Annotated in this window: 13 protein-coding genes and 1 riboswitch; of the genes, 10 read left to right on the top strand and 3 right to left on the bottom strand. The window is 56.0% G+C overall.

Translation table 11 applies throughout. The features are described from left to right. The first annotated feature begins 119 nt into the window (after positions 1-119). Both N9C89_RS04700 and N9C89_RS04705 read left to right on the top strand, forming a co-directional pair. A complete protein-coding gene (locus N9C89_RS04700) occupies positions 120-443 on the top strand; it encodes a 2Fe-2S iron-sulfur cluster-binding protein (RefSeq protein ID WP_263952681.1) in 324 nt (107 codons plus the stop codon). Between the two features lie 32 nt (positions 444-475). Then, complete coding sequence (locus N9C89_RS04705) at positions 476-1,153, top strand: VCBS repeat-containing protein (protein ID WP_317134928.1); 678 nt, start codon at positions 476-478, stop codon at positions 1,151-1,153. A gap of 9 nt (positions 1,154-1,162) precedes the next feature. On the opposite strand, the gene purD is transcribed toward N9C89_RS04705, so the two are convergent. Beyond that, the gene (gene purD / locus N9C89_RS04710) at positions 1,163-2,425 is read right to left on the bottom strand and encodes a phosphoribosylamine--glycine ligase (RefSeq protein WP_263952683.1); all 1,263 of its coding nucleotides are present in this window, start codon (positions 2,423-2,425) and stop codon (positions 1,163-1,165) included. Between the two features lie 82 nt (positions 2,426-2,507). Here purD and xseA point away from each other — a divergent pair, with 82 nt between their 5' ends. From xseA to N9C89_RS04735, 5 genes are all read left to right on the top strand, one after another. Beyond that, positions 2,508-4,094 carry an exodeoxyribonuclease VII large subunit gene (gene xseA, locus N9C89_RS04715; protein ID WP_263952684.1) on the top strand — a complete coding sequence of 529 codons (1,587 nt, stop codon included), beginning with the start codon at positions 2,508-2,510 and terminating at the stop codon, positions 4,092-4,094. Between the two features lie 91 nt (positions 4,095-4,185). Then, positions 4,186-5,889: an NAD(P)H-dependent oxidoreductase subunit E gene (locus N9C89_RS04720; RefSeq protein ID WP_263952685.1), complete on the top strand. Its 1,704-nt coding sequence runs from the start codon at positions 4,186-4,188 to the stop codon at positions 5,887-5,889. 86 nt (positions 5,890-5,975) lie between these two features. Continuing rightward, the gene (ftsY, locus tag N9C89_RS04725) at positions 5,976-7,178 is read left to right on the top strand and encodes a signal recognition particle-docking protein FtsY (RefSeq protein WP_263952686.1); all 1,203 of its coding nucleotides are present in this window, start codon (positions 5,976-5,978) and stop codon (positions 7,176-7,178) included. Next, positions 7,175-8,077, top strand: a complete 903-nt coding sequence (locus tag N9C89_RS04730) for a DMT family transporter (RefSeq protein ID WP_263952687.1) — start codon at positions 7,175-7,177, stop codon at positions 8,075-8,077. Before ftsY ends, N9C89_RS04730 begins: the two co-directional genes overlap by 4 nt. Before the next feature lie 4 nt (positions 8,078-8,081). After that, positions 8,082-8,690: an inner membrane-spanning protein YciB gene (locus N9C89_RS04735; RefSeq protein WP_263952688.1), complete on the top strand. Its 609-nt coding sequence runs from the start codon at positions 8,082-8,084 to the stop codon at positions 8,688-8,690. A 42-nt stretch (positions 8,691-8,732) separates the two neighbouring features. Here N9C89_RS04735 and N9C89_RS04740 read toward each other — a convergent pair whose 3' ends face one another. Further along, the gene (locus N9C89_RS04740; RefSeq protein ID WP_263952689.1) at positions 8,733-9,440 is read right to left on the bottom strand and encodes a glutathione S-transferase N-terminal domain-containing protein; all 708 of its coding nucleotides are present in this window, start codon (positions 9,438-9,440) and stop codon (positions 8,733-8,735) included. 133 nt (positions 9,441-9,573) lie between these two features. Beyond that, a riboswitch (SAM riboswitch) is annotated at positions 9,574-9,652 on the top strand. Positions 9,653-9,735: 83 nt separating this feature from the next. Between N9C89_RS04740 and metZ the strand changes: the two genes are divergently transcribed. The 3 genes from metZ to N9C89_RS04755 all read left to right on the top strand — a co-directional run bounded on the left by metZ (position 9,736) and on the right by N9C89_RS04755 (position 13,641). Further along, complete coding sequence (gene metZ / locus N9C89_RS04745) at positions 9,736-10,917, top strand: O-succinylhomoserine sulfhydrylase (protein WP_263952690.1); 1,182 nt, start codon at positions 9,736-9,738, stop codon at positions 10,915-10,917. A 75-nt stretch (positions 10,918-10,992) separates the two neighbouring features. Then, positions 10,993-12,090 carry a GTP cyclohydrolase FolE2 gene (gene folE2, locus N9C89_RS04750; RefSeq protein WP_263952691.1) on the top strand — a complete coding sequence of 366 codons (1,098 nt, stop codon included), beginning with the start codon at positions 10,993-10,995 and terminating at the stop codon, positions 12,088-12,090. Positions 12,091-12,195: 105 nt separating this feature from the next. Next, positions 12,196-13,641, top strand: coding sequence for a TrkH family potassium uptake protein (locus tag N9C89_RS04755; RefSeq protein WP_263952692.1), 1,446 nt, complete (start codon positions 12,196-12,198; stop codon positions 13,639-13,641). Positions 13,642-13,723: 82 nt separating this feature from the next. Here the strand turns inward: N9C89_RS04755 and N9C89_RS04760 are convergent, their stop codons facing one another. After that, positions 13,724-15,490, bottom strand: a complete 1,767-nt coding sequence (locus tag N9C89_RS04760) for a serine protease (RefSeq protein WP_263952693.1) — start codon at positions 15,488-15,490, stop codon at positions 13,724-13,726. Between the last annotated feature and the right edge of the window lie 52 nt (positions 15,491-15,542).

Raw genomic sequence — 15,542 nt, forward strand, 5'->3', positions numbered from 1 at the left:
GCCCTTTTGCTACCGCAACGCAACGTTTTGACACGTGTTTGTGAGCCTTTTGCAAAAGAGGGTGGAACTGCCTGCCGCGCTTATATATTGAGCGATGAGCAAGTTTAGAGGACGCGAGAATGGCCAAGATTACATATATCGAGCACAACGGCACACGCCACGAGGTCGAGGTTGCCAATGGGCTTTCCGTTATGGAAGGCGCGCGGGATAACAACATCCCCGGTATCGAAGCAGATTGCGGCGGGGCCTGTGCCTGCTCGACCTGCCATGTTTACGTGGACGGCGCTTGGGTTGAGAAAATTCCGGCCAAGGACGCCATGGAAGAAGACATGCTTGATTTTGCATTTGAACCAGACGCCGAGCGCTCGCGCCTTACCTGTCAGATCAAGGTAACCGACGCGCTTGACGGGCTTGTTGTTCAAATGCCCGAAAAACAGATTTGATGCGCCGCGCGGCATTGGGATTTCTGGTGGGGGTGGCTTTGGCTGCGCCTGCTTGGGCAGAGATCACTGCCGCGCAGTTTGTTGACCCCACGGGCCGATATGGGCACGGGGTTCTGGGTGATGCCATTGAGTATGGCGCGCTTGAATACACGGTGCAGGAAGGCGGCAAAACGCGTCGCCTGCGCATTACGCTTCCACAAGATCATGTGTTCGAAGATATCGCCCCGCGTCTGGCGGACGTGGATGGTGACGGGTTGCCTGAAATCATCGTTGTTGAAACCGATATGCGCCAAGGGGCTGCCCTCGCCATCTATGGCGTAAACGGCAAGATCACAGAGACGCCGCATATTGGCCAATCCAATCGATGGCTCGCGCCCGTGGGCGTTGCAGATTTGGATGGGGACGGAGCGGTTGAACTCTCTTATGTGGATCGTCCGCATCTCGCGCGGGTTCTCACGGTTTGGCGGTTTCAAGATGGCGCACTTGAGAAAGTCGCAACTCAAACGGGCCACACAAACCACAGCATCGGCCAAGATTACATCACGGGCGGGGTGAGAACATGTGGCGGTGTCGTCGAGATGATTACGCTGTCGCCTGATTGGTCGCGCATTTATGCCACGCGCCTTATTGACGATGCTCTAGAGCGGCGCGACATCGGCCCAAATGAAAAGGGCGCATCCGTTGAACGCGCCCTTGATTGTAATTTCTAATTCCTCTGCTCAGAGTGCCCGCCAGCCAATATCGCGGCGGCAGAACCCTTCGGGCCAGTCAATCTGATCGACCATCTCATAGGCCCGCTTCTGCGCATCTTTGAGCGAATTGCCCCGTGCCGTTACGTTCAAAACACGACCGCCGTTGGCAAGGATTTTCCCATCGCTTTCTTTGGTGCCCGCGTGGAACACCATGTTGAAGCTATCTTCAGGAAGTGCGTCCAGCCCTTTGATCTCTGAGCCTTTTTCATAGGCGCCCGGATACCCGTCGGCGGCAAGAACAACCGTCATCGCGTGGTCATTGGCCCAATTTGCCTGTGCTTTGTCGAGCTCGCCTTTGGCGCAAGCCAGCAACAGGTCAAGCGCCTGTGCACCAAGACGCATCATCAAAACCTGACACTCCGGATCGCCGAACCGTGCGTTGTATTCCACAAGGCGGGGCTGGCCATTTTCGATCATGAAACCCGCATAGAGGACACCCTGATAGGGCATCCCACGCTTGGCCATTTCGGCCACTGTGGGTTTGATGATCTCGTCCATTGCTTTTTGCGTCACGGCATCGGTCATCACTGGGGCGGGAGAGTAGGCGCCCATGCCGCCGGTGTTGGGGCCGGTATCACCTTCGCCAACGCGTTTGTGGTCTTGGGCCGTACCAACGGGAAGAACGTTCTCGCCATCGCAGAGCACGAACCAGCTTGCTTCCTCGCCGGTCATGAATTCCTCGATTACGACTTCCGCACCCGCTGCGCCAAACTCGCCAGAGAACATATCGTCAATCGCAGCAAGGGCGTCGGCTTCGGTCATGGCAACGATAACGCCCTTACCTGCGGCAAGCCCGTCTGCCTTAACAACAATCGGTGCGCCTTGCTCTTCGATATAGGCTTTGGCGGCGTCGGCTTCGGTGAAATGCGCATAGGCCGCTGTTGGCGCGCCGGAGGCATCGCAGATTTCCTTTGTAAAGCTTTTGGAGGCCTCAAGCTGCGCGGCTTTGGCCGAAGGGCCGAAACAGAGAATTCCCGCGCCGCGTAGGTCATCTGCAACACCTGCCGCAAGGGGCGCTTCGGGGCCGATGACCACGAAATCCACTGCGTTTGCTTCGGCGAATGTGACAACGGCCGGTCCATCGCACGGATCAAGATCGGCGCATTCCGCCAGCATCGCAATGCCCGCATTTCCGGGCGCGACAATAAGGCGATCACATTTCGGGTTTTGTTTGATGGCCCACGCCAGCGCATGTTCGCGCCCGCCGCTGCCTAGAATAAGGATGTTCATTGCGTCCCCCGCTTGGCCTTTGTTGTTGGGCGTTCTAAGGTGCTTCCAACCAAGAAACAAGCGAGCAAACAGGCGAGCAAAGATGTCAGACCTAATCGACGATCCAGAACCCGGCCAGAACGCACCGGAATTTACCGTTACCGAGGTTTCCGGCGCGGTGAAACGTACCATCGAAGGTGCGTTTTCGCGGGTGCGGGTGCGCGGCGAGGTTGGTCGTGTGAGTCGCCCTCGATCTGGGCATATCTATCTTGATCTCAAGGATGACCGCGCGGTTCTTGCCGGTGTCATATGGAAGGGCGTTTCCGCGCGGCTCGCAACCCAGCCCGAAGAGGGGATGGAGGTTGTTGCCACGGGTAAGCTCACCACCTTTGGCGGGCAGAGCAAATATCAGATGGTGATCGAAGATATAGCGCCAGCAGGTATGGGCGCTTTGATGGCGATGCTTGAAAAGCGCAAGAAAATGCTCGAAGCCGAAGGGCTCTTCGCGCCGGAACGCAAGCGGGAGTTGCCGTATTTGCCTGAAGTGATCGGCGTTGTGACCTCGCCGAGCGGGGCGGTGATCCGTGATATTCTCCACCGGCTGCGGGATCGATTCCCGCGCAAAGTCCTGATTTGGCCCGTTGCCGTACAAGGCGCGAAATGTGCACCCGAGGTGGCCGCCGCGATCAACGGTTTTAACGCCATGACACCCGGCGGCTCTATGCCTCGGCCGGATTTGTTGATCGTGGCACGGGGCGGCGGCTCCATCGAAGATCTCTGGGGCTTTAACGAAGAGGTTGTGGCGCGTGCCGCTGCTGCAAGCGAAATCCCCCTTATTTCGGCTGTGGGGCATGAAACTGATACGACGCTTATAGATTTCGCCGCCGACCGCCGCGCGCCAACGCCAACGGCGGCAGCGGAGATGGCCGTTCCGGTGCGGATGGATCTGATGTCGCATCTGGATACGCTTGGCGGGCGATTGCTGCGCGGCGTGTCACAGGGCACAACACTGCGGCGCCAGCGGCTTGCGGATGTATCCCGCGCTTTGCCACGGCCAGAAACGCTGCTTGATAGCGCCAAACAGCGGCTCGACATCGCAAGCCTGCAACTTGGTCCAAACCTCCAGAAAATGGTGCAGGGTAAACGGCTTGAGTTGCAAAGCACGGCATCGCCCCTACACCCGCGCATTCTGCGCAGCCGCATTGCCCACCTCGAAGAACGCAGCAACGAGCTGGCAAAGCGGCTTGGACCAAGCCTTGTGCGCAATACTGCAACGGGACGGGATCGTTTGAACCGCGCAGAGCAGCGGTTGCAGCCTGATGTCATTCGCCGTGATATTAAACGCTCGCGCGAGAAATTGGATGGCCTTAATCGGCGGTTTGCCGCGCTCGCGTCATCACAAGTCGCTGCGCATAAGGAACGTCTGAACAGCCTTGAACGGATGCGTCAAACGCTTGGCTATACCGAAACGCTCAAGCGCGGCTATGCCGTCGTGCGCGATGACGCGGGTGGGTTGGTGACAACAGCAGATGCCGCAAACGCTGCCGCTGGCCTCGAAATTCAGTTTCAGGACGGGCGCGTGCAAACTGGCAAAGGAACGGCGACAAGCGGTTCAACACCACAAAAGAAGCCGCAAAAGAAACCAGCGAAAAAGACGCCGCCGCCAGAGGATCAGGGTAGTTTGTTCTAGGGCGCATTTTTTGTGGATCGCCATCAGAAAAAACGCTTCTGCGAAATGATTTGTCGCATTTGGAGTGGTGTCAGGCGATGCGCGCTCTAAAATGACGGCAACAAGGGAGGCCGCATTGGACCAGAAATCGGGCGTTTGGAAATCGGGAAAAGGCAAAGGGCGCGCCACGCCAAAGGGGCGTCAGCTTGATGATCAGGCCCATGCCGAGGTGCGCGCGCTTTTACAAGATCGCCCGCGCCGCCATGATCTGTTGATCGAGTTTCTGCATTTGATTCAAGATGCTTACGGTCATTTAAGCGCGGCGCATCTTCGGGCTTTGGCCGAAGAAATGCGGCTCTCTATGGCCGAGGTGCAGGAGGTTGCGAGCTTTTATGCGCATTTCGATATTGTGCGCGAAGGAGAGACACCGCCACCTGATTTGACGATCCGTGTGTGTGATAGTCTCTCCTGTGAGCTGGCGGGTGCGGAGCAGTTGCTTAAGGCGCTTGAGGCAGGGTGCGACGCACGTAAAATCCGCGTCCTGCGCGCGCCGTGCATGGGGCGGTGTGATCTGGCGCCGGTGGCGGAAGTTGGCCATTATCACCAGTGTTTGGCCACGCCAGAGAACGTGATGGCCGCCGTTGAAGCGGGGAAAACCCACGCTGAAATTCCACAGTATCAAGATTTCGCAGGCTACAGCGCTGCTGGCGGATATTCTGCTTTAGAGGCCCTACGCACTTCAGGAGAGCGCGAAAAGGCCATTGAAACCGTTCTTTCAAGCGGGCTGCGCGGGCTTGGCGGTGCAGGATTTCCAACAGGGCGCAAACTGCAATATGTGCTGGCCGAAGAGGGGCCAAGGTATCTCGCTGTGAATGCAGACGAGGGAGAGCCGGGCACGTTTAAAGACCGTTTCTTCCTCGAAGAGAAGCCGCATCTTTTCCTTGAAGGTGCGCTGATCGCGGCTTGGGCAATCGAAGCAGAGAAGCTCTTTATCTATTTACGGGATGAATACCCCGCCGCGCGTCTTCTGCTATTGGAGGAAATCTCAAAACTTGAAGATAGCGGTTTGATTCAGAAGGGATATATCGATCTGCGCCGTGGGGCGGGCGCGTATATCTGCGGCGAAGAAAGCGCGATGATCGAGAGTATCGAAGGCAAGCGCGGCCTACCACGGCATCGTCCGCCTTTCGTGGCACAGGTTGGAATATTTGGTCGCCCGACGCTGGTGCAAAACGTCGAAACCCTATGTTGGGTCACTCGGATTTTGCGCGATGGTCCGGAGGTTTGGCAGGGTGTCGAAAAGAACGGCCGCAAAGGGCCGAGGAGCTATTCGGTTTCGGGGCGTGTTGCCAATCCGGGAATGTACGAGCTTCCAGCAGGGTCTACGATTCTGGATGTGATTGAAGCCGCTGGCGGCATGGCCGACGGGCACAGTTTCCATGCTTATCAACCGGGCGGGCCGTCTTCGGGTTTGTTGCCCGCAACTCTGGATGATGTGCCGCTCGATTTTGATACCTTGCATGAGCACGGAACGTTTATTGGCTCTGCCGCTGTTGTGGTCTTGTCCGATAAGGACCGCCCGCGTGATGCCGCGCTTAACATGCTGCGGTTTTTCGAGGATGAAAGTTGTGGGCAATGTACGCCGTGCCGTGTTGGCTGCGAAAAGGCGGTGAAGCTTATGCAGGCAGAGGACTGGAATAAGCCGCTCTTGGAGGAGTTGTGCGAGGCCATGGCAGACGCATCAATTTGCGGTTTGGGGCAGGCCGCGCCCAATCCGATCCGGCTTGTGATGAAGCATTTTCCAGAGGAAATTTAAACACCGCGGAAACCTGAAATGCCACTTCCCCCTTTTATCTTTAGCGCAGGTGGATTAGGTGGAAAGGGTCAATACAGGGCAGGTTTATGTCGTTTTTCAAGAAGCTCAAAAACAAGTTAACAAAATCGTCGTCTAAGATTGACGAAGGGTTGGACGCGATTGTGAGCGAAGGGGCCGAAGAGGTTCCTGCGATCGAGGACGCCGCTCCGGTTGAGGCACAGCCAGAGCGCGCGCCAGAGGCGGTTGAAGAGGCCGCACCTGTACCCACACCAGAGCCGGAGCCTGAACCAACTCAGGAGCCAGAGGCAGCACCCGAGCCCGAGCCCTCTGTTGAGCCAACGCCCAAGCCCATCTCCAAACCTGCCGCCACGCCAACTCCAGAACCCGCACCCGCGCCAGAAAAGCTGGGCCTTGTCGGGAGGTTGTTTGGGCGCAGCGCACCAGCGAATGAGCCGCGCCGCGAGCTTGATGACGAAATGTTGGAGAGCCTTGAGGAGCTTCTGATCTCTGCCGATATGGGCGTAGATACGGCGCTGCGTGTTACTGCAAATATGGCAGAAGGGCGCTTTGGCAAAAAGCTTTCCAGTCGTGAAATTAAAGAGTTGCTGGCCAGCGAGATCACGAGGATCATGGAGCCGGTGGCCAAACCTTTGCCGATCTACCCCAAGAAACCGCAGGTTGTTCTGGTGGTGGGCGTCAACGGTTCCGGCAAAACAACGACCATCGGCAAACTCGCAAGCCAATTCCGCGCGGCGGGCAAAAACGTGGTGATCGCGGCGGGCGATACCTTCCGTGCTGCAGCGGTTGAGCAACTTCAGGTTTGGGGCGAACGCGCCAATGTGCCTGTGCTGACCGCTCCCGAAGGATCAGACCCCGCAAGCCTCGCGTTTGATGCGATGACCAAGGCCGAGGAAGATGGCGCAGACCTCTTGATGATCGATACGGCTGGCCGCCTGCAAAATCGCGCTGACCTTATGGAAGAACTCGCAAAAATCGTGCGCGTGATCCGCAAGAAAGACCCGTCAGCGCCGCATAACACGCTGTTGGTTTTGGACGCGACAACGGGGCAGAACGCGCTCAACCAAGTCGATACCTTCCAAAAACTTGCCGATGTCTCCGGCCTTGTGATGACCAAGCTTGACGGTACAGCGAAGGGCGGCGTTCTTGTGGCGCTGGCGGATCGTTTCGGATTGCCTATCCATGCTATTGGCGTGGGTGAGCAAATCGACGACCTTGATGCCTTTGACCCTGAAGAATTTGCCAAGGCGCTCACAGGGACCGACGCTTGAGCGATTGGATTACCTCGATCGAGGGCACAGCAACGGGGCATAACGTTGCGCTTGGCCTCGCGCTTTTGGCTGCTTTTCTGCATGCGATCTTCGGCGCGCTACAAAAGGGCGAGCACGATCCGTGGCTAAGCCGAGGCGCAATTGATTTTCACTATGGTTTGATCGCCGCGCCATTTGCACTCTTTGTTGTGCCGTGGCCCGAGCCTCATATGTGGCCGATATTCGCAGGCGCCTTTGTAATCCACGTGGGTTACAAGGTGATGCAGGCTCAAACCTATGTGCTTGGTGCCTATACGGTGGTCTATCCGGTCGTGCGCGGCACGGGGCCTCTGTTTGCGGTTATCGGAGCAGGCATTGTTTTTGGCGAGACCTTTACGGGCGGGCAATGGCTGGGCGTGGCGGTATTGCTTTCAGGAATTTTCGGGTTGGCGCTCTATAACCTGATGTTCCTAGAGACAAACCGCGACACGCTTGTTCCCGCGCTTTTTATGGCAGTCGGGACAGGATTTTTCGTGGCTTTATATACCACTTACGATGCATACGGTATTCGCGCGACGGCTAATCCTTTTACCTTTTTAGCATGGTTTTTCTTTATCGATGGTCTGGCAATTCCGCCCTATGCCTATTACCGCTATTGCAAGATGGAGAATAAGCCAGCCCTCAAACCGCTCATGCGGCGGGGCCTGATCGGGGCCTTTGTGGCCTATTTCAGCTTCGGCTCTATAATGCTGGCGACGCGGCTTGATAACGTGGGCGAAGCGGCGGTCCTGCGCGAAACATCTACAGTATTTGCGGCCCTAATTGGCTGGCTTGTACTGGGTGAAAAGGTTGGGCCAAGGCGGCTCGTTTTGATGGCTCTAATCGCGATTGGCGCGGTTATGGTGGAATTTAACGGATAGGTACATGGAAGAGAAAAAGATCAACCCGTTTTTGAAACTCGCGCTGGAGCTAGGGCCGGTGATCCTGTTCTTCGTGTTCTACGGGCGCGTTAAGGAACGGGTGTTTACCATCGGTGGTGTGGAGTACGAGGGGTTCATTGTGGCCACTGCGTTGTTCATACCGCTGATCCTTTTGACCACCGCGATCATGTGGAAGCTCACCGGCAAGCTGTCGAAAATGCAGTTGATGACGGCGGTGCTTGTCGTGATTTTCGGGGGGCTGTCAGTTTGGCTAAACGACGAACGGTTCTTCAAGATGAAGCCGACGATGATCTATCTGCTCTTTGGCGGGTTGCTTGGAATTGGACTTTTGCGCGGCCAAAGCTACCTACAGCTTGTGATGGAAGAGGTCATGCCGCTACAGCCCGAAGGGTGGATGATCCTGACCAAGCGGCTTGCGCTGTTCTTCCTTGGTCTTGCTATTGCGAACGAGCTTGTTTGGCGGCTGATGAGCACTGATGCTTGGGTAAATTTCAAAACCTTCGGCCTGACGGCGGCGGTGTTCTTGTTCTTCATGTCGCAAGGCAAGCTGATGCAGACCTATGCCGTGCCCGAGGATGAAGCAGAGTCCTAAGAGGTATCGGGCCAGATGCTGCGTGCATCCGGCCCGAAACCACTAACCTTTTTGCTTGAAAAGCAATTCTTGTGCGGCTTTGTCTTTCTTGAAGTCGCCCCGCTGTTCCGCAGCAAGCGCACGTCCGCGCTCCACCCCGGGCCTGTTGCCGACAGTTTCAAGCCAGCGCGCCAAATGCGGCTTGTCATCAAGGGTTTGTTGCTGGCCTTCCCACAGGCTCGCCCAACCCCAAATCGCCATATCTGCAATCGAATAGAAATCACCGGCAACAAATTCGTTGTCGGCTAGGCGCTTGTTCAACACGCCATAAAGGCGACCTGTTTCATTGCGATAGCGATCTTTGGCATAGGGCAGGTCGTTGGGCGGATCCATTGCCGGTGCGTATTTCAGGAAGTGATGCGCTTGCCCTGCCATCGGGCCAAGCCCGCCCATTTGCCACATAAGCCATTCTGTTACTGCAACAGTTTCACGCTCAGTGGAGCCGCCGAATTTGCCGGTCTTGCGCGCAAGGTACTGAAGGATTGCGCCGCTTTCAAAAACAGAGATCGGAGCGCCATCTGGCCCGTTTGGATCAATAATCGCCGGCATCCGGTTGTTCGGCGCGATTTTAAGGAAATCGGGCTCAAATTGCTCTCCGGCACCGATATTGACGAGGTTCAGATTGTAGGGAAGTTCCATCTCCTCAAGCGCAATGGAGATTTTCCAGCCATTCGGTGTTGGCCAGTAATAGAGTTCGATCGGTTGTGTCACGGGATGTCCTTCTGGTTTTTCGGGATAATTGCAGATCAGCCCTGCATGACAAGAGGCTCAGCGGCGCTTCACGAAAAAATGTCAGCGCCGTGTTTGCGCGGTTTCGGTTGACGTTTGGGCGGCTGCGGCCTATGGATTGCCCCGTGGCGATTTGTTCTCCGGATTGCGGGCCACATTAAATATGCCGCTAAAGAGGTTTGGGACGTGACCCCTCGCTTCTTTTGCGGTGGGTTTTTTTTGTTTTTGGCGACCGGACGTCGAGAACATGGAATGCGCATTAACAAAGGTTAAGACGATGAGCAAAGACTGGAACGCCCGCACCAAGATGGTGCATTCGGGAAGCCGACGCAGCCAATACGGCGAAGTTTCCGAGTCGATCTTTTTGACGCAAGGCTTTGTCTATGACTCCGCTGAAGCCGCAGAAGCGCGGTTTATCGAGACAGGCGAAGACGAGTTTATTTACGCCCGCTACGGCAACCCGACCGTGCGGATGTTCGAAGATCGCATCGCGGCAATTGAGGGGGCAGAGGACGCCTTCGCAACAGCAAGCGGTATGGCCGCAGTAAACGGCGCGCTCATGTCGGTTCTCAAGGCTGGCGATCACGTGGTTTCTGCGCGCGCGCTCTTTGGGTCTTGTCTCTATATTCTCGAAGAAATCCTTGCACGTTTTGGCGTTGAAATCACCTTTGTAGATGGTGCTGACATCGAGCAATGGCGCGCGGCGATCCGTCCTGATACGGCGGTTGTGTTCCTTGAATCTGTCTCGAACCCAACACTTGAAGTTGTTGATTTAAAATCGGTTTCTGAGATTGCGCATGAGAGCGACGCGCTGGTTGTGGTCGATAATGTGTTTGCCACGCCTGTGTTCTCGCGTGCTCTGGAGCTTGGCGCGGATGTGGTCGTTTACTCCACCACCAAACATATCGACGGTCAGGGGCGCTGCCTTGGCGGCGTTGTGCTCGGGCGCGAAGAATTCATCCGCGGCCCGCTTGAGGCTTACATGAAGCACACTGGCGGTTCCATGAGCCCGTTCAACGCTTGGGTGATGCTTAAGGGGCTTGAAACGCTTGACCTTCGCGTGCGCGCGCAGGCTGCTTCGGCGCAGGCCATTGCTGAGGCGCTTGAGGGCCACGACAAACTTGAGCGTGTGTTGTTCCCATTCCTTGCAAGCCACCCGCACCAAGCGATTGCCAAGGCGCAGTTTGAAAAGGGTGGCACTGTACTTTCGATCGACCTCAAGGGCGGTCAGGAAGCGGCGTTTACATTCCTTAATGCATTGGAGATTTGCATTATTTCCAATAATTTGGGGGATGCAAAGAGCATCGTGACACATCCGGCAACAACAACCCATCAGCGTTTGCCAGACGATCAGAAAGAGTTGCTCGGCATCACGCCAGGCCTTGTGCGGATCAGTGTCGGCATCGAAGACACGCAGGATTTGCTCAACGATATTCTGCAGGCACTCGAGGCAGTTTGAATAGAGAGCAGCGCGGGGTTGGTTTTCCCGCGCCGTTCGTCCTATATGTTGGTCACGCGCGAAGAGGGCCATCAGATGAAAAAGACAGAGGCGAACGCAAGCCAGATACGCCAAGACGCAGAAGATGCGCTTGCTGTGTTGCGCGCTTGGGCCGAGGCGGCAACGCCCACAGAAATTGCCGAGCTTGATCCGGCGATTGCTCGGTTGCTCCCCGAACGGGCTCTTGAGAATTATCCCGCTTTGGCAAGGGCTTACCCCGATGAGTTTACGGCTGATGAAGCCTATCGCGCTACACTTCCAGACCTTCAGAACGGCCCCGAGAGCCTGATCCGAGGCGCTCGTCGTCAGATCCAGCATGTTGGCATCTCCAACTTTCGCTTGCCGATCAGATTTCAGGCGCGTGCGGGCGGTGATCTTGCGATTGAAACGTCTGTCACGGGGACGGTCAGCCTAGATGCAGGTAAAAAGGGCATCAACATGTCGCGCATCATGCGCACATTTTACAAGCATGCCGAGCGGGTGTTCAGCTTTGACGTAATCGAGGCCGCGCTCGCCGATTATAAAGCCGACCTAGAGAGTTTTGACGCCCGTATTCAGATGCGGTTTTCCTTCCCTGTGAAACGCAAGAGCCTGCGGTCAAAGCTGGAAGGGTATCAATATTATGACCTCGCGCTTGAGCTTGTCTCCGTTGCCGGAGATATCAAGAAAATCATACATTTAGACTATGTCTACTCCTCAACTTGCCCGTGTTCGTTGGAGCTTTCCGAGCATGCGAGACAGGTGCGCCACCAGCTTGCCACGCCGCATTCGCAGCGGTCTGTTGCGCGTGTTTCCGTATTGGTGAACCCGAGCGAGCCGCGGCTTTGGTTTGAGGATATAATCGACCTGTGCCGCACCGCCGTGCCGACCGAAACGCAGGTCATGGTCAAACGCGAGGACGAGCAGGCCTTCGCGGAACTGAATGCTGCCAATCCGATTTTCGTTGAAGACGCCGCGCGGCTGTTTAGCGAACAATTGCAGGGCGATTCCCGCATTCTGGATTATCGGATTGTCGCCAGTCATCAGGAAAGCCTTCATAGCCACGATGCGGTTAGCATCTTGACCGAGGGCGAGACATTTTCCACCGAAAGCATCGATCCTAAACTGTTTTCTACGTTGTTCCACGTTGGTTAGCGCGCGCGGGCGCATGGGCAACGCAACTGTTGTATCCAGTCGCCATGCCTGCGGATTTCGCGCGGGATGCTTGACAGGGGCGGGTTGAAAAGCCAAGCGTTGCGCATGTTTGATCTTCGCCCTGTCGGCTATGTCATTGGTCTTTTGGTTACGGCTCTTGCGTTTACGATGCTCGGCCCGATGGCCCTTGATATGTATGACGGCAACGGACACTGGCCTGTTTTCCTCGAGTCCGCAGTAATTACCGGCCTGACCGGCGGATTGATCGCGCTGGCCTGCGTAAACGGGGTTCAGCGCGGGCTTTCGATTCAACAGACCTTTTTGCTCACAACCGGTGTTTGGGTTGCCTTGCCGATCTTTGGCGCGTTGCCGTTTTATTTTGGTGCAACCGAGGCGCGGTATGTTGATGCGTTTTTTGAGGCAACATCCGGCCTCACAACAACAGGTTCCACCGTGTTTTCCGGCCTTGACCAGCTTCCGCGCGGATTGCTGCTGTGGCGCAGCATGCTTCAGTGGTTTGGTGGTGTGGGTATCATCGTTGTGGCCATGGTGTTTCTACCTGAGCTTCGGGTTGGTGGTATGCAGATTTTCCGCTCCGAAGCCTTTGATACATTGGGTAAAATCCTGCCGCGTGCGGCGGAGATTGCCTCGCGGATTATGGCGATCTATGTGGGGCTGACGCTCGCTTGTTTTCTTAGTTATGTGGCGGTCGGCATGACGCCCTTTGACGCGCTCAACCATGCGCTGACGACCCTTTCAACGGGGGGCTTTTCAACCCATGATGCCTCGTTCGGGGCGTTTTCCGGCCCTGCGGAATATATTGCGTCGGTATTCATGATTTTGGCCAGTTTGCCGTTCGTGCGCTATGTTCAGCTCATCAGCGGTACGGCGATGCCGATCTGGCGAGACACACAAATCAGGGCGTTTTTGCTTGTGATCTTCGGGCTGGTTGCGATCTTGTCGTTCTATCACCTGTTTACCAGCACCGTAGACAACATGCCCTTCCGCGAGATCGTGTTTAACACCAGTTCGATCCTGTCGGGCACCGGATACGCCAGTGTTGATTATCAAACTTGGGGCGCGTTTCCGGTTGTTATTTTCTTCTTTATGGGGCTGATCGGGGGCTGCGCGGGGTCAACCTGTTGTTCAGTCAAAATCTTCCGCTATCAGCTTTTGTTTGCCTCGATCCGCGCACAAATTCGCAAGATCCACTCTCCGAGCGGCGTGTTTATGCCGCGCTACGACGGACGCACCGTGGGCGAAGATGTTTTGGCATCGGTGATGAGCTTCTTTGTGTTTTTCATCGTGAGCTTGGGTGTCCTAGCGGTTTTGCTCGCGCTCACGGGCCTCGACTTTGTAACTTCTGTTTCTGGTGCGGCGACGGCGATCGCCAATGTCGGTCCTGGCCTTGGCGATATTATCGGCCCCGCAGGAAATTTCGGCTCACTTGATGATACGCCGAAATGGTTACTTGTCGGAGGGATGCTGCTCGGTCGGCTCGAGATTATGGCTGTGTTCGTCATCTTCACAGTCAAGTTCTGGCGCGCCTGATACCAACACCCTAAGCGGAAACGCCAACAAAAAAGGCGCGACCAAAGCCGCGCCTGTCGATATTAGAATTGCCTATTTGGCATTACTCCCAGCATGCCACCAATACGGTCATGTCAGAGGCAATCGTTGTAAGGTCCAGTGGATGCAGCGCAGTTTCGCCATTGGCTTTTGAAACTTTGATTCCATTGGCGCGCAAGGCTTCGGTAATTGCGTCACTCGCCGAAGAGAAGCTTACGCTGTTTGGCAAGCTGCGGCCGTCACGGGCTTCATTCGGTTGAAGCATCCCGATCACAGAACCCGCAGCGTTGACCACAGGGCCACCCGCATCACCAGGAAGCGGCGACATGGCGAGGCGCTGGAGGTTTGGCTCGCCGTTAAGACCTTTTACATCCGAGAGTTTGCCGAATGTCAGTGTTGGCGCGTCCAGCGCTCCGCCGAAAGAGAAACCTGCAACAGCAACATCAGAGTTGAGGCGCGGGGCGGCTTCGGCGAATTGTGCGTAAGCAATTGGCGCAACAGGCTCTTGCGGCTTCAGAACGGAAATTCCAAGCGCTTCGTCGCTAAAGGCAATTGTGGCTTCGATGCCGTCTTCAACGGTTATTTTGCTGCACTGAGCGACGGCTTCTGTTGTTGTGAGGATGTGTCCGCTGCCATCCAGATAAAACCCTGAGCGCGCGCTCTTGGGTTTACGGATTTCCAGCCCTGCGAGGAGATCGACACTTTGGGGCGCATCACCATCGCTGGCCATATCATCAAGTGCGATGCTGTCATTCGGGGTAAAGCTCGCGCGCATCGAGGATACGACTCGTTCCATCCGCTTGCTGTCTCCGGCGGGCCAAACAAGGGTAAAGCCCTTGATCGTGCCGCCCGCGAGCGTGGCGTATGTATAGGAGCTGATGTCGTTGTTTTCACCTGTTAGGGTGAAGCTGTTTTGGTTGCGCTCGCGCTCGCCGTTCAACGGCACGATTTCAAGCGTTTGCATGATTTCGTAAAGACCAAAGAGCGTTGCTTGATCGCCGTATTGCGAGATGAGAGAGACGCGAACGCCATCATCTGTTGTGGGCGTGAAATGGGCAAATGGTGCCTCATAACCATCAAACTCTACCATCGCCATCGGTAGACGGATGGTGATGCCCGCTTTTGTGTCGGTATAGGCTTCCATGCCAAGGCTGCTCAGGATCGCGTTGTAGTTCTCAAGCAGTTCGGCGCGTTGGCGCGTGGTGAGGATGCCTGTCTCGTCATACCCCTTTGCGCGTTGGTAAAGTGCCATTGCATTGCGGGTACCGCGGCCGAAATCACCGTCGATTGCCGCGTTATAGAACCCTTCCCATTGCATCGCGCGCTGAAGCTCCATCTTGGCTTCGCGTGACAGAAGGCGCTCTGACGCGCGCGCTTCGCGTGGCGTTTCGTCGGGAAGGTAGGTGAGTGAGGTGACAGGATCGGTTTCGGTCAGGCTGCTTTCCGGAACAGGGAGTGCCACAACGGTATCGTCCAGTCGGTTCGCGCCAATCGGCCAGTATTGTTGCGTGAAACGGTCGCTCGTCACGAGATAGCTGTCGGCGGGAATAAGGTTTTCAACGGCAAGGCGTTGCAGTTCGTTTTCAGCGGTCACGGCATCATAGGGGCCGAGCGCAATGACATACCAACCCGAGTTGGAGCGAAACCCGTTTACGTTATCAAACGCACCGGCAAACGCCTGCGCACGGACCTGAGCCTCGTTCAGGGAGGGGTGTGCTTCAATCTGGATCCAAGAAGCTTGTTGTGCATTGGCGGTCTGCGCAGACAGCGCAAAAGAAAACGGAAGAAGCACGAAAAGGAAGAGGGTCAAATAATGCCGAAGGATGCGCATGGCGGTCGAAATTCCTATCAATCTGTTCAATTGGCGTTTTTTAGCATGTTTT

Origin of the sequence: Halocynthiibacter sp. SDUM655004 (assembly GCF_026015885.1) — a bacterium.
In the GTDB taxonomy this organism is placed as follows: domain Bacteria; phylum Pseudomonadota; class Alphaproteobacteria; order Rhodobacterales; family Rhodobacteraceae; genus Falsihalocynthiibacter; species Falsihalocynthiibacter halioticoli.

Excerpts from the sequence above, each read along its gene's own strand:
- N9C89_RS04700 (WP_263952681.1), top strand. The coding sequence starts at position 120 with ATGGCCAAGATTACATATATCGAGCACAACGGCACACGCCACGAGGTC.
- purD (WP_263952683.1), bottom strand. The coding sequence starts at position 2,425 with ATGAACATCCTTATTCTAGGCAGCGGCGGGCGCGAACATGCGCTGGCG.
- xseA (WP_263952684.1), top strand. The coding sequence starts at position 2,508 with ATGTCAGACCTAATCGACGATCCAGAACCCGGCCAGAACGCACCGGAA.
- N9C89_RS04720 (WP_263952685.1), top strand. The coding sequence starts at position 4,186 with ATGACGGCAACAAGGGAGGCCGCATTGGACCAGAAATCGGGCGTTTGG.
- ftsY (WP_263952686.1), top strand. The coding sequence starts at position 5,976 with ATGTCGTTTTTCAAGAAGCTCAAAAACAAGTTAACAAAATCGTCGTCT.
- N9C89_RS04735 (WP_263952688.1), top strand. The coding sequence starts at position 8,082 with ATGGAAGAGAAAAAGATCAACCCGTTTTTGAAACTCGCGCTGGAGCTA.
- metZ (WP_263952690.1), top strand. The coding sequence starts at position 9,736 with ATGAGCAAAGACTGGAACGCCCGCACCAAGATGGTGCATTCGGGAAGC.
- folE2 (WP_263952691.1), top strand. The coding sequence starts at position 10,993 with ATGAAAAAGACAGAGGCGAACGCAAGCCAGATACGCCAAGACGCAGAA.
- N9C89_RS04755 (WP_263952692.1), top strand. The coding sequence starts at position 12,196 with ATGTTTGATCTTCGCCCTGTCGGCTATGTCATTGGTCTTTTGGTTACG.
- N9C89_RS04760 (WP_263952693.1), bottom strand. The coding sequence starts at position 15,490 with ATGCGCATCCTTCGGCATTATTTGACCCTCTTCCTTTTCGTGCTTCTT.